The organism is Nocardia sp. NPDC059195 (assembly GCF_042754695.1).
In the GTDB taxonomy this organism is placed as follows: Bacteria; Actinomycetota; Actinomycetes; order Mycobacteriales; family Mycobacteriaceae; genus Nocardia.
The window spans coordinates 24081-47375 of sequence record NZ_JBHZBG010000019.1; the positions used below are offsets into that span (position 1 = coordinate 24081).

The 23295-nt window shown below is 68.4% G+C and carries 14 protein-coding genes, 1 tRNA gene and 3 pseudogenes; 8 read left to right on the plus strand and 10 right to left on the minus strand.

All coding sequences use genetic code 11. From position 1 onward, the window contains the following. Positions 1 to 9: 9 nt before the first annotated feature. A complete protein-coding gene (locus ACFXKN_RS22640; protein ID WP_379433771.1) occupies positions 10 to 9333 on the minus strand; it encodes a fatty acid synthase subunit beta domain-containing protein in 9324 nt (3107 codons plus the stop codon). A gap of 373 nt (positions 9334 to 9706) precedes the next feature. Between ACFXKN_RS22640 and ACFXKN_RS22645 the strand changes: the two genes are divergently transcribed. After that, positions 9707 to 9788 (plus strand) — tRNA-Leu (locus ACFXKN_RS22645). A gap of 483 nt (positions 9789 to 10271) precedes the next feature. On the opposite strand, the gene ACFXKN_RS22650 is transcribed toward ACFXKN_RS22645, so the two are convergent. Next, entirely contained in the window at positions 10272 to 10739 is a 468-nt protein-coding gene (locus tag ACFXKN_RS22650) for a MarR family winged helix-turn-helix transcriptional regulator (protein ID WP_378963463.1), read from the minus strand. A 65-nt stretch (positions 10740 to 10804) separates the two neighbouring features. Here ACFXKN_RS22650 and ACFXKN_RS22655 point away from each other — a divergent pair, with 65 nt between their 5' ends. After that, the gene (locus ACFXKN_RS22655) at positions 10805 to 11464 is read left to right on the plus strand and encodes a class I SAM-dependent methyltransferase (RefSeq protein ID WP_378963462.1); all 660 of its coding nucleotides are present in this window, start codon (positions 10805 to 10807) and stop codon (positions 11462 to 11464) included. A gap of 152 nt (positions 11465 to 11616) precedes the next feature. Here ACFXKN_RS22655 and ACFXKN_RS22660 read toward each other — a convergent pair whose 3' ends face one another. Then, entirely contained in the window at positions 11617 to 12288 is a 672-nt protein-coding gene (locus tag ACFXKN_RS22660; RefSeq protein ID WP_378963461.1) for an ArsR/SmtB family transcription factor, read from the minus strand. Positions 12289 to 12461: 173 nt separating this feature from the next. Here ACFXKN_RS22660 and ACFXKN_RS22665 point away from each other — a divergent pair, with 173 nt between their 5' ends. From ACFXKN_RS22665 to ACFXKN_RS22680, 4 genes are all read left to right on the plus strand, one after another. Further along, positions 12462 to 13826, plus strand: coding sequence for a rhodanese-like domain-containing protein (locus ACFXKN_RS22665; protein ID WP_378963460.1), 1365 nt, complete (start codon positions 12462 to 12464; stop codon positions 13824 to 13826). Beyond that, the gene (locus ACFXKN_RS22670; RefSeq protein WP_378963459.1) at positions 13823 to 15097 is read left to right on the plus strand and encodes an MFS transporter; all 1275 of its coding nucleotides are present in this window, start codon (positions 13823 to 13825) and stop codon (positions 15095 to 15097) included. Before ACFXKN_RS22665 ends, ACFXKN_RS22670 begins: the two co-directional genes overlap by 4 nt. Positions 15098 to 15166: 69 nt before the next feature. After that, entirely contained in the window at positions 15167 to 15502 is a 336-nt protein-coding gene (locus ACFXKN_RS22675; protein ID WP_378963458.1) for an ArsR/SmtB family transcription factor, read from the plus strand. Next, positions 15499 to 15984 carry an SRPBCC family protein gene (locus ACFXKN_RS22680; protein WP_379433772.1) on the plus strand — a complete coding sequence of 162 codons (486 nt, stop codon included), beginning with the start codon at positions 15499 to 15501 and terminating at the stop codon, positions 15982 to 15984. The genes ACFXKN_RS22675 and ACFXKN_RS22680 overlap by 4 nt, the downstream gene beginning before the upstream one ends. 55 nt (positions 15985 to 16039) lie before the next feature. On the opposite strand, the pseudogene ACFXKN_RS22685 reads toward ACFXKN_RS22680, so the two are convergent. Together ACFXKN_RS22685 and ACFXKN_RS22690 are read right to left on the minus strand one after the other, a co-directional pair. Further along, positions 16040 to 17254 (minus strand): annotated as a pseudogene (locus ACFXKN_RS22685) (EF-Tu/IF-2/RF-3 family GTPase); the annotation flags it as partial. Beyond that, positions 17251 to 17412: pseudogene (locus ACFXKN_RS22690) on the minus strand (MerR family DNA-binding transcriptional regulator); the annotation flags it as partial. The pseudogenes ACFXKN_RS22685 and ACFXKN_RS22690, both read right to left, overlap by 4 nt. 166 nt (positions 17413 to 17578) lie before the next feature. Here ACFXKN_RS22690 and ACFXKN_RS22695 point away from each other — a divergent pair. Further along, positions 17579 to 18502 (plus strand): annotated as a pseudogene (locus tag ACFXKN_RS22695) (alpha/beta hydrolase family protein); the annotation flags it as partial. 149 nt (positions 18503 to 18651) lie between these two features. On the opposite strand, the gene ACFXKN_RS22700 reads toward ACFXKN_RS22695, so the two are convergent. Then, a complete protein-coding gene (locus ACFXKN_RS22700; RefSeq protein WP_378963456.1) occupies positions 18652 to 18849 on the minus strand; it encodes a DUF1918 domain-containing protein in 198 nt (65 codons plus the stop codon). Between the two features lie 179 nt (positions 18850 to 19028). Beyond that, on the minus strand, positions 19029 to 19697 hold the full coding sequence (locus ACFXKN_RS22705) for a DsbA family protein (protein WP_379433773.1): 669 nt from the start codon (positions 19695 to 19697) through the stop codon (positions 19029 to 19031). Positions 19698 to 19834: 137 nt separating this feature from the next. On the opposite strand from ACFXKN_RS22705, the gene ACFXKN_RS22710 reads away from it, so the two are divergent. Next, entirely contained in the window at positions 19835 to 20179 is a 345-nt protein-coding gene (locus ACFXKN_RS22710) for a hypothetical protein (RefSeq protein ID WP_378963454.1), read from the plus strand. A 262-nt stretch (positions 20180 to 20441) separates the two neighbouring features. Here ACFXKN_RS22710 and ACFXKN_RS22715 read toward each other — a convergent pair whose 3' ends face one another. Genes ACFXKN_RS22715 through ACFXKN_RS22725 form a run of 3 tightly spaced genes read right to left on the minus strand, consistent with a single transcriptional unit; the run spans position 20442 to position 23285 of the window. Next, complete coding sequence (locus ACFXKN_RS22715; RefSeq protein ID WP_378963453.1) at positions 20442 to 21221, minus strand: acetoacetate decarboxylase family protein; 780 nt, start codon at positions 21219 to 21221, stop codon at positions 20442 to 20444. A 2-nt stretch (positions 21222 to 21223) separates the two neighbouring features. Continuing rightward, a complete protein-coding gene (locus tag ACFXKN_RS22720) occupies positions 21224 to 22024 on the minus strand; it encodes an SDR family NAD(P)-dependent oxidoreductase (protein ID WP_378963452.1) in 801 nt (266 codons plus the stop codon). A 16-nt stretch (positions 22025 to 22040) separates the two neighbouring features. Next, positions 22041 to 23285, minus strand: a complete 1245-nt coding sequence (locus ACFXKN_RS22725) for an NADH:flavin oxidoreductase/NADH oxidase family protein (RefSeq protein ID WP_378963451.1) — start codon at positions 23283 to 23285, stop codon at positions 22041 to 22043. Between the last annotated feature and the right edge of the window lie 10 nt (positions 23286 to 23295).

Below are 23295 nucleotides of genomic sequence, written 5' to 3' on the forward strand. Positions count from 1 at the left end.
AGCGGCAGCCTACGACGCTTCGGTCGGCTGCGGAGCGATTTGCCCAGTGCCGCAACCCCATCCGTTCGCACTGTAGACACCGTCGCTGTCCAGGCGGGCCTGCGGCGAGAGCAGCATGTCGGCCTCGAGCTGACGAATCTGCTTGGCCGGCGTGCCGTCCGCGCCCAGCCGGCGATCGGCGGGCTTCTCGTACAGTGCCGACCCGCCGCACATGGCCTCGGCGAACCGCTGCCTGCCCGCGAGCTGACGCGTCTGCGCCCGCTCCTGGTACTCGGCCCGTGCGGCCGGTTCGATCGCGGCCAGGAACGCCTGCGGATGGACCACCGCGAGCAGGCCGGACACGTGACCGAAGCCGAGCGAGGTCACCAGGCCCGCCTTCAGCGCGAACTTCTCACCGAAGCGCAGTGGCTCGCGCGCCCACACCAGGTGCGGGAAGCCTGCCATCTTCTCGTCGACACAGTCCAGGCTCCGGTTCGGCGGCACCACACCGTTTTCCAGCACCTGGCACAGGCCGATGAGCTGGAACGCCGCCGCGCCGCCCTTCGCATGGCCGGTGAGGCTCTTCTGCGAGACCACGAACAGCGGTGCGCCGTCGGTGCGACCCAGCGCGCCCGCGAGCCGCTCGTGCAGCTCCGACTCGTTGGGGTCGTTGGCCGCGGTGGAGGTGTCGTGCTTGGAGATCACCGCGATGTCGTCGGGGGTCACGCCGAGCTTGCGCAGTTCGGCCGCCAGTCGCGACTCGCTGCCGCCCCGCCCCGCACCCAGCGCGCCGAGACCCGGCGCCGGGATGGAGGTGTGCACGCCGTCGGCGAAGGACTGAGCGAAGGCGACGACGCCGAGCACCGGCAGACCCATCTCCACCGCCACATCACCGCGGGCCAGCAGCACGGTGCCGCCACCCTGCGATTCGACGAACCCGCCGCGGCGACGATCGTTGGCGCGGGAGAAGTAGCGGTCGCTGATTCCCTTGGCGCGCATGCTCGCCGAGTCGGCGGTGGCCGACATGTCACCGAAGCCGACGATGCCTTCGATCCCTAGGTCGTCGAAACCACCGGCGACCACGACCTCGGCCTTACCGAGCCGGATCTTGTCGACGCCTTCTTCCACCGACACCGCCGCCGTGGCGCACGCCGCGACCGGGTGCACCATGGCGCCGTAGCTGCCCACGTAGGACTGCACCACGTGCGCCAGGGCGACGTTGGGCAGTGCCTCCTGCAGGATGTCGTTCGGGCGCGGTTCGCCGAGCAGGTTGTCGACGTAGAGCGAGCGCATCGAGGACATGCCGCCCATACCGGTGCCTTGGGTGTTGGCCACCAGGCTGGGGTGTACCCAGCTCATCAGCTCGTCGGGGCTGAAGCCCGCGCCGACGAACGCATCGACGGTGCAGACGATGTTCCACAGCGCGACCCGGTCGATCGAGGCGGCCATATCGGCCGAGACGCCCCAGATGGTGGGATCCCAGCCGGTCGGGATCTGGCCACCGACCACGCGTGACAGCTTCGCCTTGCGCGGCACCCGGATCTCGGTGCCCGCCTGACGAGTCACGGTCCAGTCGCCCGAACCTTCGACCGGGCTGATCACGGTGTGCTCGGGATCAGCGGTGGCGAATGCCCGCGCCTCGGCCTCGCTGGCGACCGTGAACGACAGGTCCTGATCGAGGAACACCGAGGTGAGCAGCGGGGCCGCGTTGTCGAGCATGGCGCCGTCGTCTTCGTAGCGGCGCACACCGCAGCGTTCGACGACGGTGTCGTGATAACGCTGCGCCACTTCGGCTTCCGGTACCAAGTCGCCGGACTCGGTGTCGTACCAGCCGGGCTTGGGATCGTTCTCCCAGCGGATCAGACCGGTCGTCCACGCCAGCTCGAGCACGCCGGCGGCCGAGAGCTGGTCTTCGACCTCCATCTCGAAGCGAGTCCGCGAGGAGCCGTACGGGCCGAGCTCGCCGGCACCGACGATGACGACCATGTCGCTGAGGTCAGCGGTGACCGGAGCCCAATCGGGCACGGGCAGCGCGGAACTCAGGGTCGGCGGCGCGGGCAGTGCGGCGATGGTCGCGGTGGTGGCGGCTTCTTCGATCTTCTCGGCCGCGGCCTCCTGCGCCTGCTTGGCGAGCGCGGGCAGGTCGAGCTTGGCGCGGGCCAGGCCACCGGTGAGGTCGATCTGCTGCGGGGCGGTGATCGTCACCTGACGAGCGCGCGAGGTGCACCACTTGAGCAGTTCGTCGGCCATCTCGGCGGTCGACCAGGTCTGCACGCCCGCCTTCTCGACGGCCTCGACCATGGGGTCGTTGTGACCCATCAGCCCGGTGCCGCGCACCCAGCCGATCAGCGCGTGCACCAGCGTCACCCGTGCGGCCCAGGACTTCTCGGCCTTCCATTTCAAGACCACCGCGTCGAGCGCGGCCTTGGCTTCGCCGTAGGCGCCGTCGCCGCCGAAGAGGCCACGGTTAGGCGAACCCGGCAGCACCACATGCAGTTTCGCGTCGACGTCGTGGTCGGCGCCGAGGGCGGACAGGCCGCCGATCAGCCGTTCCACCGACCAGAGCAGCACGCGCATTTCCATTTCGGCGCGGGCGCCCGCGTCGGCGAGGTCACCGGCGACGCGCGGTGCCGCGAACGGCAGCAGCATCGTCGGGGTCATGGCGTCCTTGACCTTGATCTTGGCGCCGCCCGCGTTGTCGACCTGTTCGGTGCCGACCCACTCGATCAGCGCGTCGAGGTCCTGATAGGAGGCCATATTGGCCGGGACCACCCACAGTGCCGCACCGTGGCGGGCGTTGTCGCGGTAGAGCGAGCGGTAGAACCGCAGCCGCTCGTCGTTGAGGCCCGACGTGGTGACCACTACGGTCGCGCCGCCGGACAGGAGCTTGCCGGTGACCGCTGCCGCGATGGAACCCTTACTGGCACCGGTGATCACGGCGAGGTCTTCGGACCACAGGCCCGGCTCGGTGGTGTCGAGCGCGGTCTTCGCGATCTGCGCGTACACCCCGGCCAGCACCGAACGGGCCTCGTGCATGGCCCGCTGTCGCCACCAGTTCGCCTGGGCGGCAACAGCTTCACCGGCACCGGCGAAACCGTCGATCGACTGCTCCGCGGTGGTGGCATCGTCGCCGAGCCACATCTTCGCGAGGTCTTCGCGGGCGGTGGCCCAGCGGTCGTCGATGAGGACGGCCTTGCGGGCATCGAACGCGGGAGCGACCAAACGCGGCCAGTCCGAACCCAATTCGGCCGAGACGAGGTCCGCGAGAGTATCGGGAGTCGCCTCGGGTGCGCTGATCTTCTCGCTGAGGCCGAGCTGTTCGAGCACGACCCGGGCCGCGGTGGCGAGCACGCCGTCGCGTCCGGTGATCTGCTCGGTGAACTCGCCCAGCGCCGCCGCGTCGACGGTGCCGCCTGCCGCGCCACCCGCCGAGGGCATCGAGACCGCGACACCGCGTCGTGCGGCCACGGCCTGCACGGCCGCGTCGATGGCCGCGTCTACCGACGCCGCGTCGCTGAGCGCACCACCGGCGAGACCGCCGAGGTCGCCGCCGCGCACGCTGGCACCTTCACGGGTACCGAGGGAAACCTCCGCGGTGACGTGGCTGGCCCAGCCGTCGCCGAGTTCCCAGACCTTCTTGACCCGGTCGGCGATGGCGGCGGGCCGCTTGCCCGACGGGCCGAAGACCTTGCGCAGGTGATCGCCGATGGCGTCGGTGAGCACGGTGCCGAAGGGCTTGTAGGTGCGGGCCAGGCGCTCGACGGTGGCCGCCAGTGCGCCCATGTCGGCGTCGGCGGCGCCGTCGATGGCACCGAGGGAGAGTTCGGCGCCGAGGTCGACGAGCAGCTGATTGCGCCGCGAGGAGACACCGTCGCAGAGGCCTTCGATGGTGTCGACCGGGCCGATCTGGTCCATGCGCAGCTTGGTCCACAGCGCGATGAGCACGCGGGTGGCGTCGGCGGCGCTGAAGGCGATGTCGTCGGGGCGCGGGCCGCCGGTGGAGACCGGAGCGGCGGCAGCGACAGGTGCCGCGGCGGGCGCGGCCGTGGCCTCGGCGGGGGTGTCGTCGATGTCCTCGACCGGCGCCGGATCGGTGTCGGTGGAGTAGACGACGGCCGCTTCACGTTCGACGTTGACGACCTCGACGGTCGCCCCGCCGAACGCGGGCAGCTTCAGCGTCTGCGAGGCCAGGTTCGCCACGGTCGGGGTGGCGCCGAGGCCGATCTCGACGAACCGTTCCACACCGAGACCACCGTGCGCGGTGTCGGTGAACAGCAGGTCCTGGGTCTCGATCCAGCGCACCGGGCTGGCGAACTGCCACGCCAGCAGCTCGATCAGCACCACGCGGCACAGCTCGGCATCGCGCTGCGCCCAGCTGTCGAAGTCGGCCAGCACGGCCACCAGAGGCTCCGACGGCACGAGTTCGGCGATCTCGGTGAGGAACGCGCGGTCGAGCGAGAACGGCCGGGGTACCAGGTTCGGAATGTAGCGTCCGACCAGGACTTCCGGGTGAACTTCGGCGGGCAGCAACTGCTCGAGCTTGTGCCGGAACTCCGGCACGCCGTCGCGCAGCACCGAGGAGTGGAACGGCACGTCGATGCCGGGCACCACGATGAAGGCCCGCTTGCCACCGAATTCCGCACGGCGGCGGTCGATTTCGGTTTCGAGCGCCTCGAGCCCGGCGACCGTGCCCGCGATGGCGTACTGGGAGCCGCGCAGGTTCAGGTTCACCACCTCGAGGAATTCACCGGTCGCCGCGCCGATGCCATTGACGAAGTCGATCACCTCGGTGTCGGGCAGCCCGATCTGCGACGGGCGGATGGCAGCCATCCGATAGTCGCTGCGGCCCTGCGCATCACGCGGCACCAGTTCATGCATGGCCGAGCCACGCTGGAACACCACCTCCAGCACGGCCTCCAGCGGCAGCACACCGGCGACGGCGGCGAGGGCGTTGTACTCACCGACCGAGTGACCGGCCAGCATCGCGCCTTCGACGAACGCGCCCGCTTCGCGCAGCTCGGCGACCTGGGCCACGCCGAGGGTGGCCATGGCGACCTGGGTGAACTGGGTCAGGTGCAGCACGCCGTCCGGGTGCCGGTGTTCGACACCGCGCGCCTTGAGGTAGGTCGGGTTGTCGCGCACCACCGCCAGGATCGAGAACCCGAGGGCTTCGCGGGTGTGCGTGTCGGCACGCTCCCACACCCGCTTGGCAGCCTTCGAACGGGTCAGCGCGTCCAGGCCCATCCCCTTGCGCTGGATGCCCTGACCCGGGAAGGCGTACACGGTCTTCGGGGCGGCGGTGCGCCCGGTCGCGGTCATGACCAGGTCACCGTCGACGCGGCAGGAGACCTCGATGATCTCGGCGCCCGCGTCCACCGCGATCCGCTCCACCCGCACGTCCACGGTCGCGCCGGGGCGCACCATGCCGAGGAACCGGGTGGTCCATGCGGTGAGAGTGCGTGCGGGAACGGAGCTTTCGGGATCCACCGCGACTACCGCGTGCTGGGCGGCGGCCGAGAGCCACATGCCGTGCACGATCGGGCTACCGAGGCCGGCCAGCTTGGCGGCGGCGTCGGAGGTGTGGATCGGGTTGTGGTCGCCGGAGACCGCGGCGAAGGCGTGCATGGCGCGCGGGGCGGCCATGCTGACATCGCGGCGACGGCGGCGCGGGGTGTCGGTCGCGCCGTCGGAGACCGCACCGGCCGCGCGCGGCGGATCGGTGAGCTCGCCCGCGCCGTTGCGGCCGCGGATGGCGAACCGTTCGACGAGACGAGCCAGCGGGGTGGCGTCGAGTCCCTGATCGAGGATCAGCCCGACGTGCACCTCGACCTCGACCACGCGGCCCATGTCGGTATCGACCACCGCGCCGCCCTCGGCACGGACGACGAGAATGCTCGTCTCCGAAGGCAGTTCGCTGAGCAGGTCGATCTGATGGTCCAGGTGGACCAGGTCGAGCATGCCCTCGATGACAGAACCACCCACCGGGGTGCGGGCCGCGCCGAGCACCGCGAACACCGCGGGCCAGCAGGCACCGACCAGCACGTCAGGAGCGGTACGGCCGAGGGTGCTGAGCGTGTCGGGCAGGCCAGAGCCGGTGACACCGGCGTGGTCGGCGATCAGATCCGGCATCCAGGCCAGGTTGAGGTGTGCCACACCGGCTTTCACCTCGGGCAGCGACTTCCCGGCGGCGACGCCGAGCAGTGCCGACATCGCGGTTTCGGCATCCGCCTCGGTGATCACCGGCGCGCCACCGGAATACACGCTCGCGGGCACGGTGATGCGAATCCGGACGTTGTCGCGGGCGAGCGGCACCGTCAGCTCCACATAGCCGAATTCGGCTTCGGGACCGGTGGTTTCGGTCAGGGTGGCACCGGTGCTGTGATGCACCGCGCTCCCCTGCTCGATGGTCCACTCCGAGATCTCGCCGAGGCGGTGCACCGGGTTGACGGTGGTGCGCCCGGCCCACTGCACGTCAGGGGCGGCGAGCACGGTGTCGATCGGACCCGCCACCACGCCCGCGACGCGACGCGCGTCCACTGCCTCTGGCACGACTCCGGCCCGGACCAGGCTGTACGCGGTGTCCTGTTCGAAGCGGTCGAGCAGCTCGCCGACCGGCTCGTCCACGCGGGTGATACCGGCGACGGCGACGGTGCCGGGAATGACGCACACCTGATCGGCCGAGTAGCGCGGATCATGGGCCTGCCACAGCGAATCCGAACGCCACCAGCGCCGCACATCGGCGTCGACGACAGGCACGAAGTTCACCGGCTTGCCCGGTGTCTTGCACAGCGAGACGAAGAACGGCACGTCGGCCGGGTGCAGCACGGCGTCGGCGACGCTCGGGTACTGCTTCTTCAGCGCGCACAGCGCCTGCACCGGGTGCTCGAAGGCTTCGTCGTCGGCGAACAGGGTTTCGATCTCGCCGCTGTCGGCCGGGTTGAGCCGGGATTCGGTGCGGCGCATCATCTCCGCGAACCGGTCGCGCCAGCTGATGTCGAGCCAGTCCGAGCGGGTGGCGTCGCGGATCGCGTCACCGATATCGCTGCCGCAATCGAACGAGATCGGCACGTCACTCGTCACGGCAAGGGAGACATAGCGTTCCAGCCACTGCTGGTAGGTCATGGTGGCGACGTCGCCGAAGTAGGGCTTGGCGGTGGCGTCGAGCGCCGCGATGATCTCGGCGCGACGACTCGCCACGGCGTCGGCATCGCCTGCGACCTCGTCGAGCAGGCGGCCGGTGCGCGAGGCGGCATTGTCGATCTCGTGGATATCGGCGCCCAATTGGCTTCGCCCGGACGCCATTCCGCCACTCGCGGTACCCGCACCGACCCAGTCGGGGGTGCCGGGTGTATCGACGAGCAGCTGCTTCACCTCGGGCGCGGTGGTCGCTTCGAGGGTGGCCATGGCCGCGGTGCCGACGAGCACACCGTCCAGCGGCATGAGCGGGTAGCCGTAGCCGGTGGACCAGGTGCCGGTGAGATAGTCGGTGGCGCGCTCGGGGGTACCGATGCCGCCACCGACGCAGATCACCACGTTGACGTGGCCGCGCAGCTGGGCGTAGGTGGCCAGCAGCAGGTCGTCGAGGTCTTCCCAGGAGTGGTGCCCGCCGGCCTTGCCACCTTCGATGTGCATGATCACCGGGTAGTCCGGCACCGCGTCGGCGATGCGCAGGACGGCCTTGATCTGGGCGACGGTGCCCGGCTTGAACGCGACGTGGCTGATGCCGGCCTCGGACAGCTCACCGATCAGCGCGACGGCTTCGTCGAGTTCGGGGATACCCGCGGTGACGATCACGCCGTCGATCGGCGCACCCGCCGCCCGCGCCTTCTGCACCAGACGCTTGCCGCCGAGCTGCAGCTTCCACAGGTAGGGGTCGAGGAACAGCGAGTTGAACTGCACCGCGCGACCCGGCTGCAGCAGCTGACGCAGCTCGGTCATCCGGTCGGCGAAGATCTGCTCGGTCACCTGTCCGCCGCCGGCCAGCTCGGCCCAGTGCCCCGCATTGGCCGCGGCCGCAACGATTTTCGCGTCGACGGTGGTCGGGGTCATGCCCGCCAGCAGGATCGGCGAGCGGCCGGTGAGCTTGGTGAAGGAGGTCTCGACGACGATGCGGCCGTTGGGCAGGCGCACCGGCTTCGGCGCGAACGCCGACCACGGCGTCGACGGCTCGGGCGCGGCACCCGGCGTGAGCAGGCTGCGCTGACCGGCGCGGGTGGCGGCGGCGATCACACCGACACCGGTGCCCTTGAGCGATCCGCCGGTCACCCGCGAGAGCAGGTCGCCGGGGCCGAGGTCGAGGATCCACTGCGCACCCGCGTCGACCACGGCGTCGACGGTGGCGACCCAGTCGATCGGGTCGACGAGGACCTGCTGGGTCAGGGCGGCGGCGAGGTCGGCGTCGATCTCGCACTGGCGGGCCCAGCCCGCGACCAGTTCGACGGTCTCGGCCAGCGCCGGGTGGTGGAAGGCGACGTCGACGGAGATGTCCTCGAACACGGGCGCGAATACCGCGCCACCGCGGGCCTTGCTCTCGCGCTCACGGGTCTGCTCGTCGTGCAGCTGCGCGCAACGCGTGCGCACCCGATCGATCTGCGCGGGCGCACCCGAGAGCACAACGCGCCGACGTCCGTTGCGGATCGACACGACCGCGGCGGTCGCGGGATCAACGCCTTCGGCGACCTCGGTGACAATCGCCCGCAGCTGTTCGGGATCCACATTCGACACCGCGACCATCGGCGAGCGCTCGCCCACCGGCATCAGTCCACGCCTGCGCGCGACGAGCCCGGCGGCCGCACCGACGAGCTGGGCGATGGCCAGCAGCTCCGCGTCACGCGTGCCGCCCGCTTCGACCGCCGCGGCGGCGAACAGTCCCTGCGAATGTCCGACGATCGCGACGGGCGCGTGCTCGGCCAGGTCGAGACCCTGCAAGCGCAACGCCCTGGTCGCGGCGAGCTGGGCCAGCAGCACACCCGGCATGGAAACGGCCACCGACCGCAGCACCGAGTCCGCGGGCGCGGAGGAGGGCTCCTCCGGCTCGTCGAGCTCGCTCTCGAGCACCCAGCCCATCGGATCGAAACCACCGGGGCGCACCACCAGCAACTGCGCCGCAACCGGCTCGATCAGCGCGGACGCGTCATTGACCAGCGCGGTCAACTCGGGCTCCAGCGCGCTGTCGCGCCCGATCTCCTCGAGCTCGCGCAGCCACTGCGCACCCTGTCCACCGAACGCCAACGCGTATCCAGCCCCGTTGCGCAGCTGCTCCAGCAGCGCCGCGCGCGCACCCCTCGCCGGGCCACGACCATTCGTCTTCGTGGTCGCTTCCGTGCCGATTTCGGTGCTCTCGTTGATCGTCAAGACGCTCGACTTCCTTCTCCTGGCGTGTCGCCCACCGACGGCACGCACACGTTTCCGGCAGCCCCTCGGGCCTGTTGAGAGCCACAATCGCACAAAATCATGAGGAAAGCCTCACGTTTCTGGTCCAGCCAAGTGCTACCGCCCAGTATTTCCGTACGTCCGTACCAAAATCATCTGAAACATGATGGATCCTCATGTTTGAACACGCAGGTCCGGCCTGTTACTCGGATTCTCAAACATGAGCGCCCCTCACATTGAGGTTTACCGAATCGTTATAACCCCAGGTCGTGTTACCCACGAGTACGCCACGCCGCCCCAAGGCTTCGCTCAGCCCGATTCGCCCGGTAGAGTTTGGACGGTCGTACACATCCAAGCGCGAGTGGCGAAATTGGCAGACGCGCCAGATTTAGGTTCTGGTGTCCACGGACGTAGGGGTTCAAGTCCCCTCTCGCGCACAGATTTGTGGCCTTCGGGCCAGATCAAGGCTTCTGCGTGTTCGAGTGCACTCGCACACTCAGGAGAGCCCCTTGTATGACCGCGACCTGCGTAAACAGGTTTCACCGGTGGCAGCTGTGCCACGCTTCGGTGATGATCGATGTTCCTCGAAGCTGGCTTGTAGGCTCGATTTTCGAGCGCGAGTAGCGCTCGCGCACCAGCGGGTGTCGAGTGCCCGTGTAGACACACAAATTCGGCAACATAAGCGCCTGACCTGCGCGAATATGATTCACAGGGTGGCAGCTGTGCCACTTTTGATCATCTACGCCGAAGCCCAAATGCACGAAGTCGCGGCCGCCACGGCCCGGAGCCGCACGTCTCACCATCTGTACCCCCACAGCTCACACGAGGCCAGACGACCCAGGCGTTGCGAATCGCCGACTTCCCGATCAGGGCGCCGGGTTCGGCGTACACCCGAAGTCATCCGCCCGATCAGCGACGAGTCAGCATGCGGGCGCGATGCCGCGGAGCCGGTCGACAACGATGTCCAAGGTCTGGAAGAAGTTCTGGACCTGATCTCGGGTGAGCCCTTCGAGAAGTGCCGCGGCCATCTCGCTACGTTGTGTTCGTAGCGTCTCGGTGAACGTCGCGCCATGTTCGGTGAGTGTCACCAGCGTGGCACGGCGGTCGGTTGGGTGTGGTCGTCGTTCGACGTAGCCGTCGTCGGCGAGTCCGTCGAGCAGTCCGGTGACGTTGCGAGGGGTGACCTCGAGGAGATCGGCGAGAGCGCGTTGGGTGAGCGGCCCGTGGTGGTGCAGCCGCCACAGCAGTCGTGCGCGGGCCTGGGTGAGTCCGCGCTCGGCCATGCCGCGTTCCATCATCGCTCCGAGGACCTCGGTCAGTTCGAACAGTTTGTCCGTCGCGGCACTAGCGGTGCTGCGCCCATCGGCATTATCGTGAAGTGACTTCACTATGTATCGACCTCCTTACTTGCAGTGTAGCGAGGCGATGCCGAACAGTTAGGCGGTGAGGTGCCATGCCGCAGCGATGGAAGAGTCGTCCGGTCTTCGCCCGGTTCTATGCGAGCCTGGCCGGCCCCGGCCTGGAGCGGGCCGGGGTGAGTCGATATCGCCACCGACTCACTGAGGGGTTGGTCGGTGACGTCCTCGAGGTGGGCGCCGGTCCGGGCGCGAACTTCGAGTTCTACCCGCCGACGGTGACCCGGTTGGTGGCCATCGAGCCGGAACCGCTGCTGCGCCGCGAGGCTGAACGCGCCGCAGCGGCAGTACCGATCACGGTCGAGGTGATCGAATCGGACGCCGAACACATTGCGGCTGAAGATGGTTCGTTCGACGCGGTCGTAGTGAGCCTAGTGTTGTGCTCGGTGCCAGACCAGCGCGCCGCACTGACCGAGATCGTGCGAGTCCTCAAACCGGGCGGAGTCCTGCGGTTCTTCGAGCACGTCCGATCCGAGTCGGCGCGGATGAGGCGAGCGCAACGAGGCGTCGACGCCACGGTTTGGCCACTGCTGAACGGAGGCTGCCACACCGGGCGCGACACTCTGCGCGCGTTCGCCGATGCGGGGTTCATCCTCACCGACTACGAGCGAGTCCGATTCCCCGACACAGCTTTCCCTTTCCCGGCGGCCGAACACATCCTCGGCACCGCCCTAACACCCGATCGGCGAGCGTCATGAATCAACCCGTCATCCCCACGGCCAGGTCGACGTCGTCGTCCCACTGGCCGCGATCGCTGCCGGGGTGAGCGCGCCGCAGCTGATTCGCGCCGCCATGCGGCTGCGCCGAGCTCGGCGGCGCTGAATTCCAATGCCAGTGCAACGCGGTGGCGTCAGGCGGGCGTGGTGGCGAGGGGCAATTCGGCCAGGCGCCATTCGAGCATGCCGTCGTGGAGGCGGATCGCACGACGACCGTGGTCGGTGAGCAGCCGCACGGCGTCGTAGGCCAGCACGCAGTACTCGCCGCGGCAGTAGACGACGATCTCGCTGTCGGCGGGGAGTTCGGCGATGCGGTCGGCGAGCTGGTCGACGGGGATGTTGACCGCGGCGGGGATATGGGCGGCCTGATACTCCGGTGCGGGGCGCACATCCAGGACGACTATCTGTCCGGCCTCGGCGCGGGCCAGTAGTTCCTCGCGGGTCATCTCCTGGCCGTCGGCGGGGCCCAGATAGTTATCGCGGGCTGGTGTCACGGCAGGCTGGTGGGCTTCGGCGACTTTGCGTAGCAACGCGAACAGTTGTGCCACGTCCTCGCCGGCGAGGCGGTAGTGGATCCGCACGCCCTCACGGCGGGTGGCGACGAATCCGGCCTGCTTGAGTGTCTGCAAGTGCGCCGACGCGGTCGTGAGGTTCAACCCGGCGGCAGCGGCGAGGGACTCGACGGTCCGCTCACCTTGGGCGAGTAGATCCAGCAGTTCGAGACGTTTGCCGCTGGCGAGAGCTTTGCCGCTGGCAGCGAACGCCTCGTACAGTGCCGCCTTCGCGGCGAATCGGTCACCACTCACGACTCCTCCAATCATCTTTGGAATAGCGTACCCGCCAGCAGAGAAGCGGTGGTTTCGCCGCCGGCTGCGGACCGTGCGGTTGTCTTCCATGAAAACATGGAATAGTCTCATAGTATTCCATGGTTGATTGGAATATTGTCCGTGGCTGAACCCGTCGACCCAGGAGTTGCGCGATGCCGACCGACTTCACCCTCATCCCTGTCATCGACGAGGGACTGGGCAACTCGACCTACCTGCTCGACCTCGGCGACGGGCGCGCGCTGGTCCTTGACCCCGAACGCGACGTCCGCGAAGTTCGCACCGAAGCGCAGCGCCGTGGTCTACAGATCGCCTTCGCGGTGGAAACCCACCTGCACGCCGACTTCATCTCGGGCGTGCGGGAACTCGCGGAAACCGACGGCGCGACCGTCATCGCCCCCGACGTCGGCCCCCGCGGGTTCGCGGTGACCGCACTCGGCGATGGAGAAAGCGTCACCATCGGAGAGTTCGTCCTCGAAGCGCTGGCCACCCCGGGGCATTCCCCTGAGCATCTGTCGTATCTGCTGCGCGAGGGTGACCAGCTCAAAGGCGTGTTCACCGGCGGCTCGCTGATGGTGGGGACCGCGGGGCGCACTGATCTGGTCAGCCCCGACCAGACCATCCCGCTCGCCCGAGCGCAATACCACTCGCTCCAGCGGCTGATGGAACTGCCCGACGACACCCCGGTCTGGCCCACCCACGGCGCAGGCTCGTTCTGCTCGGCAGCCACCGGCACCGAACGCGTCAGCACCATCGGCCGCGAGCGCGCGACCAATCCGCTGTTGCAGGTCGAAGGAGAGGATGCCTTCGTCGAGGCCTTGCTCGCTTCGCTCGGGTCCTTCCCCGACTACTTCCTGCGCCTGGGTGTGATCAACCATCAGGGCCCGGCTGTCCTGGGATCCACCCCGACCCTGGCACCGCTGACCAGCGAGGAGGTCGGCAAGCTGATCGCCGACGGCGCGCAGGTCGTCGATGCCCGCGCCGCAGCCGATTTCGCCGCAGGACACCTCCCTGGAGCGTTGTCGATCACCTTGCGGCCGGTGTTCGGGACGTGGCTGGGCTGGTTGGTCGATCCGGACCGGGCCGTGATCATCGTCCGCGACAGCTCCCAGGATCGTGTCGACATCGCCTGGGAGGCAGCCAAAGTCGGGTTCGACACTCTGGCCGGCGAACTCGACGGCGGGATGACCGCCTGGACCGGGCCGACCGACACGGGGGATCTGCTCGATGCCGACGACTTGGCCGTGCGCCCGGCGCCCACAGTGCTCGACATCCGCCAACGCGGCGAGTACACCGCCGGACACGTCCCCGCCGCCCACAACATCGAACTCGGCGCGCTCGCCACGCATCTGGTCGACGTCCCGGCCGGGCCGGTGGCAGTGATGTGCGGACACGGCGAACGCGCCATGACCGCGGCCAGCATCCTGGAACGCAGCGGCCGCACCGACATCCGAATCCTGGCAGGCTCACCGGCCGACTACGCCGCCGCGCTCGGTCAGGACCTGGCGGCCGGGGCATGAGCCTGCGCCCCAGCGCACGAACCCCGGTCCTGGGACTGCGGGAAAACGCCGCGCAGTTCGCCCTGCTGGTCGCGGTCAACGCCCTCGTCGGTGGCATGGTCGGCCAGCAGCAAACCGTGCTGCCGCTACTGGCCGAATCCGAATTCGGGCTCACCGGCTACACCTACATCTTCACCTACGTCGCCGCCTTCGGGATCACTAAAGCGATCGCGAACTACTTCGCAGGCACCTTCTCCGACCGCTACGGTCGCAAACCCGTTCTACTGATCGGCTGGCTGTTCGCGATCCCGGTGCCGCTGATGCTCATCGCCGCACCCAACTGGGGATGGGTCATCGCGGCCAACGTGCTCCTCGGCATCAACCAGGGCCTGACCTGGTCGACCACGGTCGTGATGAAGATCGACCTCGTCGGACCCACCCGGCGCGGCCTCGCGATGGGCCTCAACGAAGCCGCCGGATACGGCGCGGTCGCGATCAGTTCCCTGCTCGCGGGCTACCTCGCCGAACGCTACGGGTTGCGCCCGGCGCCGTTTCTACTCGGCCTCGCCTACGCCGCACTCGCACTGGCGATCTCAGGATTGTTCATCCGTGAAACCCGCGACTACGCCCGCCTAGAAGCCGCCGGACACACCCCGCGCGCCGACGGACTCCATGACCACCTCCACGCGGATCTGACCGATCGCCAGATCGCGGTGGCGACCAGCCTGACCGAACCCGCCCTGTCCTCGGCCAGCTACGCCGGGCTGGTCAACAACCTCAACTTCGGACTGTCGTGGGGGCTGTTCCCGCTGCTGTTCGCCACCGCCGACCTCACCGTCGGCCAGATCGGATTGTTGTTCGCCCTCTACCCCGGTGTGTGGGGCGCCGGTCAACTGATCACCGGGGCATTCTCGGACCGGTGGGGCCGCAAGCACCTCATCACCGGGGGTATGGCCCTGCAAGCCTGCGCGCTAGCGGTCATCGCCGCGTCCGACGGGTTCGCCGTATGGGCTGCGGGCGCGATCCTGCTCGGCGCTGGTACCGCGATGGTCTATCCCACGCTGCTCGCGGTGATCGGCGATGTCGCCCACCCGCTGTGGCGGGGGCGCGCGGTCGGGGTCTACCGCGTCTGGCGCGACCTCGGCTATGCCGTCGGCGCGATCCTGGGCGGCATCGTCGCCGACCTGCTCGGCCTGCACGCCGCGGTCTGGGCCGCCGCCGCTGTCAGCGCCGCCGCCGCGGTGGCAGTCGGTATCCGGATGTACGAAACCCACCCTCCGGCACATCGATAATCGGCCGGGTTGTTCCGGTATCGCCGCAAGGTCTTGCGCATCACCATACGAAAGCGCACACTTACGAAAGTGGAGGCTTTCAAAGATGTGGATCTGGCGACATTGGGCGACCCGACCCGCAAGGCGATCTTCGAACGTCTCGCCCGGCGACCCTCGTCGGTGGGCGAGCTCGCCGAATCATTGCCGATCACCCGCCAAGCGGTGTCACAGCATCTGCGTGTCCTCAAAGAAGGCGGTCTCGTCGTGGCGACCCCGGACGGCACCAAACGCATCTACCGCATCAACCCCGAAGGCCTCGCCGCGATCCAGGCCTACTTCCAGAACATCTGGGACGAGGCCTTGACCGCTTTTCAGAAGGCCGCCGACGCCGCGGCCACCGAACCCGAACAGGAGAATCGACCATGAGCACCACTGGACAACCGCCTGTCCTGGAAGGCAAAGCCACCGTCGCGATGAGCCCGGACCGCGCGTTCGCGTTCTTCACCGAATCCTTCGGCAGCTGGTGGCCTGCGGCCTACCACATCGGCAAAACCGAGATGGCCGACGCGATCCTCGAACCCGGCGAGGGCGGACGCTGGTACGAGCGCGGCATCGACGGCACCGAATGCGATTGGGGCCGGGTGCTGGTGTGGGAACCACCGCACCGGTTGTTGGTGACCTGGCAGATCAACGGGCGTTGGGAATACGACCCCGACCCGGCCCGCGCCAGCGAGATCGAGGTCCGCTTCACCGCCGAAGGACCCGAGCAGACCGCTGTCACCCTCGAACACCGCCACCTCGACCGGCTCGTCGACGGCAAGGCCATCCAGGACACCATCGTCGAACGCGGCGGCGGGTGGAGCACCCTGCTGGAACTGTTCGCCAAGACCGCGCAATCCCAGTCCTGACCGCCAGTCGGCATCCTCGGTGGCTGCAATTCGAATTCACCGAATGCCCGGCGATTCAGGCCGACGCCTCGGCGCCTTCCTTGCGTGCCCGCTCGGCGACGGCGGCCGGCATCGGCTCGTGCCGCAGATACCCGCGGGCGAACGACCCCGCCCCGTGGGTGAGCGATCGCAGGTCGATGACATACCTGCTCAGTTCGAGTTCGGGTACCTCGGCCCGGATATGGGTACAGCCGGTCTCGGCCGGTTCGGTGCCGAGAATGCGGCCGCGCCGAGTGGACAGGTCGCCGAGGACGGCGCCCAGATGGTCGTCGGGGACCGTGACCCGCACCGCGGCAACCGGTTCGAGCAGCAGGGTCCCGGACGTGTCCGCCGCGTCGCGAAGGGCCAGGGCACCCGCGGTCTGGAAGGCGGCGTCGGAGGAGTCCACCGAGTGCGCTTTCCCCTCCACCAGTGTCACCCGCACATCCACCAGCGGATATCCGGGAGTGACCCCGCGCGCGGCCTGCGCCCTTGCCCCTTTCTCCACCGATCCGATGAACTGCCGCGGCACTACCCCACCGACCACCCGGTCGACGAACTCGAATCCCGTCCCCGTCGGCAGCGGTTCCACCTGGATCTGGCACACCGCGTACTGCCCATGCCCGCCGGACTGCTTCACCAGCCTGCCGCGCCCCTCGGCCGCCGCGGCGAGCGTCTCTCGCAACGCCACCCGATACGGTTCCACGTCCACCCGCACGGCGAACCGCCCGCGCAACCGTTCCAGCGCGACATCCCGGTGGGCTTCCCCCAGACACCACAGCACCAGCTGATGGGTGTGTTCGTTGTGTTCCAGCCGCAGGGACGGATCCTCGGCGACGAGCCGGGTCAGGCTCTGCGAGAGCTTGTCCTCATCGGCCTTCCCCTGCGCCCGAATAGCCACGGGCAGCAGGGGTTCCGGCAGCTGCCACGGCTCGATGAGCAAGGGTTTCCCGGTGCCGGAGAGGGTGTCGCCGGTTTCCGCGTGGCCGAGTTTGCTGACGAACGCGATATCGCCGGCGACCGCCTCGGTCAGTGTCCGCTGTTGTTTCCCCAACGGCGCGGTGACCCCGCCGACCCGGTCGTCGGCATCGTGGGAGGGTCCGCAGACGCGGACGGTGTCCTCGCTGTGCAGCGTGCCGGAGAACACCCGCACCAGCGACACCCGTCCCACATACGGGTCGGACGAGGTCCGGATGACCTCCGCGGCGAGGTCCCCCGCCGGATCGCCGCGCAGTGTGGTGGGCGTGGCGCCGTCGCCTGCTGGATCAGAAGGACCTGGTCAACAGCGGTTTCAGGGTAGTGACGCTGGCCGCTGGGGCTCCGTTCGGCCTGGAGCAGGTGCTGCTGTTCGTAATACCGCAGGGCGCGGGCAGACACTCCGGTCCGGCGAGCGAGTTCTCCGATACGCATTCGAACCTTCGAGTGATCCGTGCCGCAACTACTTGCCCTTGACACCAACGTCAGGTTTTAGCGTAGTCGATGCGCCCCTCATCCAGGCAAGTCCTCGCAGTAGGGCGACCGCGCGCACAAACTCCGAGCCTCAACGGGCGTACGGAATCGTGCCCGAAAGGTTTACTCCCGCATGATCACTCACCCCACCCCGACACCGGTCGTCACAGTCAAACCACTAACTTTGCCTACACCCGGCCGCGGGGAGAACCTGCAGGTACGAGTCTCCGCACCAGTCACCGGCGCAGATCTGCCCGTCGTCCTGTTCGCTCACGGATTCGGCTCGAGCCTCGACGGCTACGCGCCGCTGGTCGATCACTGGAGCTCCCATGGCTTCGTCGTGGTCCAAGCCACGCACCTGGACTCGACGCGGATCACCCTCGCTACGAACGACCCACGCAAGCCACAACTGTGGCGCTACCGCGTGCAGGACATGAAACGAATTCTCGACGACCTCGGTGCGCTGGAAGCAGCAGTGCCCGGGTTGCGAGGCCGGGTCGACCGCGGCCGGATCGTCGCCGCAGGGCATTCCTTCGGCGGCCAGACCGCGGGAATCCTGGTGGGGTTGCGCGTCACCGATCCACAGACCGGCAGCGCCGAGGACCTGTCCGACCCGCGAATCATGGCCAGTATCCAACTGGCCACCGCGGGACACGGCGGTGCCGAACTCACACCCTTCGCTCACGAGCACCTTCCCTGGCTCCGCGCACAGGACTTCTCCCACATCACCGCCCCTGGATTAGTGGTCGCCGGCGACGACGACGACCTCCCCCTGTCCACTCGCGGACCTGCGTGGACAACCGACCCCTACACATTGAGCCGAGGGAACAAGAGCCTGCTCACCGTCTTCGGCGGCCAGCACTTCCTCGGCGGCATCTCCGGCGAGCATGTCACCGAGACCACCGACGAGAGCCCCGACCGGGTAGCGCTCGTCCAACAGGTCACCCTTGCCTACCTGCGCCACGTCACCGGCATCGACCACAGCGACTGGACCACAGCTCAGACCCTGCTCGCCGCACGACACCCGCTGGGACGGCTGGAATCCAAATAGCGCAATGCACACTGCTGGATACGTAACGAGGAGCCGGTCTGGAGCAGCGTTTGCCGCGCCCACCGAGCCGGTCCAGCCGAGCGCCACCTCCTCGACGCGCGGCCTTGGTGAGAGCGTCTTGGCTAGCAGTCAGGTAGTGCGGCGGGCAGTCAGAGCTCCGATCCCTTGCGATGGTCCACAACGGAGTCCGGACCGGGGGACATGATGGACTCATGGCCGTTCTCGGCCCGGACCCGGTAGGGCGGCGTGCCGTTGGGGCCGAGCACTTCGACGATTTCGACAACGTGATCCTGCGCACCGACAACCCGGCCATGCGTGACCAGCCGGTCGCCCTTTGATGCCCGCATGAGTAGCCTCCTTGTCACCGTTCGCTGACCTTCCTGGTTCAACGGTACGGCTCTCAGCTTGTTGTTTCGCCGGTATCGACGGAGCTGTTCGGCGTCCAGGGACAGACTCCGCCCCGGCACGGTCTTGAAACGACTCGCACCGTGCAGCAGTCCCCGTCAACGACGATGAGGAAGCTCACCTACAGGACTGCATCCAGTGCCGCGGCGAGGTCTTGATAGTCGCGGGCGGTGACCTTCTCGCCATTGACGAAGAAGGTCGGTGTGCCCTGGACACCGAGCGCCAGGCCGTCGTCGAAGTCCGACAGCACCCGGGCGGCGGTAGCCGGGTCGTTGTAAGCGGCGTCGAATGCGGCCATATCCAAGCCCAGTTCGACGGCGAAGCCGCGGAACACCGCGTCTTGGGGAACCCGTTTCTCACCCCACCCGGCCTGAGTCTCATACATCCGCTGATACATCTGCTCGAAGCGCCCCTGACCCGCGGCAGCCTCGGCGGCACGGGCGGCGCGCTCGGAATTGAAGTGCGACGGAATCGGAAAGTACCGAACCACGAAGCTGACTCGGTCCCCGTAATCGGCACGCAACTGCTCCACGACCGGGAACATCGCCCGGCACGCCTCACATTCGAAGTCCAAGAACTCCACCAGCGTCACCCGCGACCCGGCCGGATCGGTGAGCCGGTGGCTGTCCGGGCGCACCACCACCGCTGATCCAACGGCCGATTCCGTGCTGCCAGCGACCCGGTCCTCACCACGGGCAGCGACCAATACGATCGCGCCGACGACGATGACCAACACCGCGGCCACGGTGGTGAGGATCCGGGTGCGGCGCGACGCCGAGCGCGCGGTCACCGATTCCAATTCCGTACAAACAGGACAAATCGGGAAGTGTTGACCATGGCCGCCATCGTAGCAACGGAGCCAGCCGCCGAATCCGGCGCAGATTCGACCTCGCATCCGGTACCCAGGTACAGGCTTACCGTGGATTCATGACGATCCCACCAGCACAGGACGACTGGGTACCGGACGCGTGCACCCTGCCCACCGTCGAGCAACCGATCCGGATTGCCGAATTCGACCGCTTCTTCGCGCAGTCGGTACGCAGCGCGAGCCGACCCACGTCGACCCGCCTGGAGCTACATCTAGCCCTTGATGGTGGAGCCACCGGGCGAGAACTCGCGGCGAGGGAATCGGGCTGCTGCTCGTTCTTCACATTCGAGTTCGATACCTCCGACACCGGGCCGGTGATGCAGGTCAGCGTCCCCACCACCTACGTCGACGTGCTCGATGCGTTCGAGGCCCGGGTCGACGTCGCGATCGGCGGGCACCGGTGACGACCAGCACAGGTGCGGCCGGTCAGCTGCGTGCTGAGTTGGTGCGGCGGGCGGAATCCCGAGCCCCTGAGCCAGGGCGCCGGTGGGTGCGGCGAGGTGTTCTTCTCCGAGATTCGTATGCGAGCCCCTCTCGCGCACAGATTTGTGGCGTACGTGCCACTTTCGGGCGCCGCAGCCGGGCGTGATCGGGGCGGAATCGACGTGTGATGACGTTCCACGCTCGATGCCCTGCGGGATGGCGAGGGACTCGGTGGCGCGGCGATCACAGGGTCCGGGGCCGCAGTCGGCTGGCGGTGAAGAGTGGGGTGAGTGGCCGGAGCGGGATCGGGGGCGCCCACACACCCTGCAGGTCGACCCGATGGAGCCTGGCTTCGAGCACGCGGCCGATGCCCAACTGGTCGAGGGGATCGCGCTCGGAACCCAGCACCGTCAGCTGGAAGTCGTCGATCCGGCGGACCTCGACAACGCGCTCACGCGGGGTGAAACCCACCAGCCAGGACGGGAAGACACCGGCGAGGCCGACCACATTGCGGTGCGGGCGGGCCAGGATCGGCGGTGGATCGGTCAGGATCGCGCCGAGCGAGCCGCTCATGCTGAGCAGCTTGTGCCCACGGCGGGTGGCCTCCGCGCGGATCTCGGTGTCGGTGACGGTCCAGTCGATCTGACCCAGCTTCTTCGGGTACCCGAGCAGTTCCCGGCCGATGATCAAGGCCACATCGTCGTCGAGAATCATCCAGGGGCAATGGATTCCGGTGCCCTGCAGGGTTTTGATGTGCACGAACAGCCCGGCCTCGTGGTAGCCCGGCGAGCCGAAATTGTTGTCGGGAAAGCATGCGGTGAACAGGTCCGCGCGCGCGGGTTCGGTCAACCGGACCCCGGCGGGCAGCCACTGTCGCAACCGATCCGGGTCGATCTCGACGGTCGCGCTGAAGTAGTGGGCGTCCCGGTAGAGGCTCCGGCGCGGGTCGCCCATCGTGAACGCGCGACGCAGATCCGTGCTCAGGGAGCGTCCGACGGTGCGGATGGCGGGTTCCCAGCCCACGACTACTTCACCTTTCGGTAGACGGCGCGCAGCAGCGGTCCGACGAGCACGCGCGGGGTGTACTGGCCGCCGATGGTCTGCGCTTTGGCGAACAGGCCTGGCACCACCCGGCGCCGACCGGCCGACATGCCCGCGATCGCCTGCGCCGCAGCCTGTTCCGCGCTCACCCACAGCGGGCCGGGAACCAAGCGGTCGAGCTCGGGAACTTCGGCGACCTCGGCGTATTCGGTGCGCACCGGTCCGGGCGCGAGCAGGGTGCATTGCACCCCGGAACCGGCCAGCTCGCCGTGCAGGGACTCGGCCAAGGTGTTGGCGAACGCCTTGGACGCGGCATAGGTGGCGTTGCCAGGGCCTGGCTGATTGCCCGCTGTCGAGCCGGTGACCAGGATCGCGCCCGCGCCACGCGCCACCATGCCTGGCAGCACGGCGATCGTGAGGTCGTGCACCGCAACGGTGTTCACTTCGACCTGCCTGCGTTCGCGAGCCGGATCGGCGGCGGCGAGGTCACCGTAGGTGGCGAAGCCCGCGTTGTTGCAGAGCACGGCGATGTCGCGCCCGGCGAGCTCGTCGCACAGCTTCGCGCGTTCGCCGCGGTCGGCCAAGTCGACGGCGCGGACCTCGGATTCGACGCCGTGGCGCGCGGCGAGCCGGTCGGCCAGCTCGCGCAGCCGGTCCTCGCGCCGCGCCACCAGGATCAGTGAATATCCGCGCTGCGCGAGACCTTCGGCGAGCGCGGCACCGATACCGGACGACGCTCCGGTGATGACGGCCCTGCTGGTCGGAATGGGGGTGGGTAGCGACATGGGTTCTCCTCGGAAGTCAGAACTGGGTGAGTGCGCGCGCGGTCACGGTGGTACCCGCGGCGGCCAGGGTGCGTACCGCCCCGGGGCCGGTCACCTCCTTGTCCCCCGCCGCGATGCGCCGGAAATTCGCTGCGTGCCAGGCAAGCTGGAGGTAGGAATTGACCGGGGTGGCGGACGCGAGGGGAATGCGCGGTGCTGTGGGCAGGCACTGTGGTTCCCCGGCCCCGGCCAGCAGATCCCCCGCGATGTCGGGCCGCACTGCGAACGGGCGGCCCAGCCCGATCACGTCGACCGCGCTGTCAGCGAGCACCTCGTCGATGAAGGCGCGGGTACGGACGCCGCCGGTGAGCATGAGCGGCATCGCCGAGCGGGCGCGCAGTTCTCGCGCGTAGCGCAGGAAGTACGCTTCGCGCTCCCTGGCACTGTCCTGCACGACGCCGGTCATGGCGGGAGCTTCGTAGTTTCCGCCGGAGATCTCCAGCAGATCGATGCCCGCCTGTTCGAGCACGAGGGCGACATCGAGGGATTCGTCTTCGGCCAGTCCCCCGCGCTGGAAGTCGGCCGAGTTGAGCTTCACCGAGACAACAGTGCCGGGCCCGATCGCCCGTCGCACGTCGGCCACGACTTCCAGCAGCAGCCGACGACGGTTCTCGGGACTACCGCCGTATCGGTCGGATCGCTGGTTGGCGACCGGTGAGAGGAACTGCGACAGCAGATAGCCGTGGGCGGCGTGTACCTGCACTCCGGAAAAGCCCGCTGCCACCGCGAGTTCGGCGGTACGGGTGTAGCGGCGGCGCAGATCGGCGATGTCGTCGAGGCTCAGCGCCCGTGGCTTGCGCAGGTTGAAGCCGAGCGCCTGCGGCCGCAGTGCCGAGGGGCCGACCGGGCGGCGGTGCAGTGGTCCGACCGCGACGCGTCCGGGGTGGTTGATCTGCATGACCATGACCGAACCTTCGCGGGATCCCGCTCGAGCCCAGTTGCCGACGGCCTCGAGGTGGCGATCGTCTTCAAGCGTCACATTGCGCGGCTCGACGTAGGCGCGGCGGTCGATCATGACATTGCCGGTGATCAGCAGACCCGCGCCACCGCGCCCCCAGGCGCTGTAGAGCCTGGTCAGCGTCGCGCTGGGCGCGCCGGTGACCTCACCGAGCTGTTCGCTCATGGCGGCCTTGGCGATCCGGTTGGGCAGGGTCACCCCGCACGGCAGCGTCAACGAGCTGCCGACGGCGACGATCCGGGGTGAACGATTCTTGGGTGGCATGGGAACTCCT

Coding starts and splice junctions, on each gene's coding strand:
- ACFXKN_RS22655 (WP_378963462.1), top strand. CDS start 10,805: ATGCCGCAGCGATGGAAGAGTCGTCCGGTCTTCGCCCGGTTCTATGCG.
- ACFXKN_RS22665 (WP_378963460.1), top strand. CDS start 12,462: ATGCCGACCGACTTCACCCTCATCCCTGTCATCGACGAGGGACTGGGC.
- ACFXKN_RS22670 (WP_378963459.1), top strand. CDS start 13,823: ATGAGCCTGCGCCCCAGCGCACGAACCCCGGTCCTGGGACTGCGGGAA.
- ACFXKN_RS22680 (WP_379433772.1), top strand. CDS start 15,499: ATGAGCACCACTGGACAACCGCCTGTCCTGGAAGGCAAAGCCACCGTC.
- ACFXKN_RS22700 (WP_378963456.1), bottom strand. CDS start 18,849: ATGCGGGCATCAAAGGGCGACCGGCTGGTCACGCATGGCCGGGTTGTC.
- ACFXKN_RS22710 (WP_378963454.1), top strand. CDS start 19,835: ATGACGATCCCACCAGCACAGGACGACTGGGTACCGGACGCGTGCACC.
- ACFXKN_RS22720 (WP_378963452.1), bottom strand. CDS start 22,024: ATGTCGCTACCCACCCCCATTCCGACCAGCAGGGCCGTCATCACCGGA.
- ACFXKN_RS22725 (WP_378963451.1), bottom strand. CDS start 23,285: ATGCCACCCAAGAATCGTTCACCCCGGATCGTCGCCGTCGGCAGCTCG.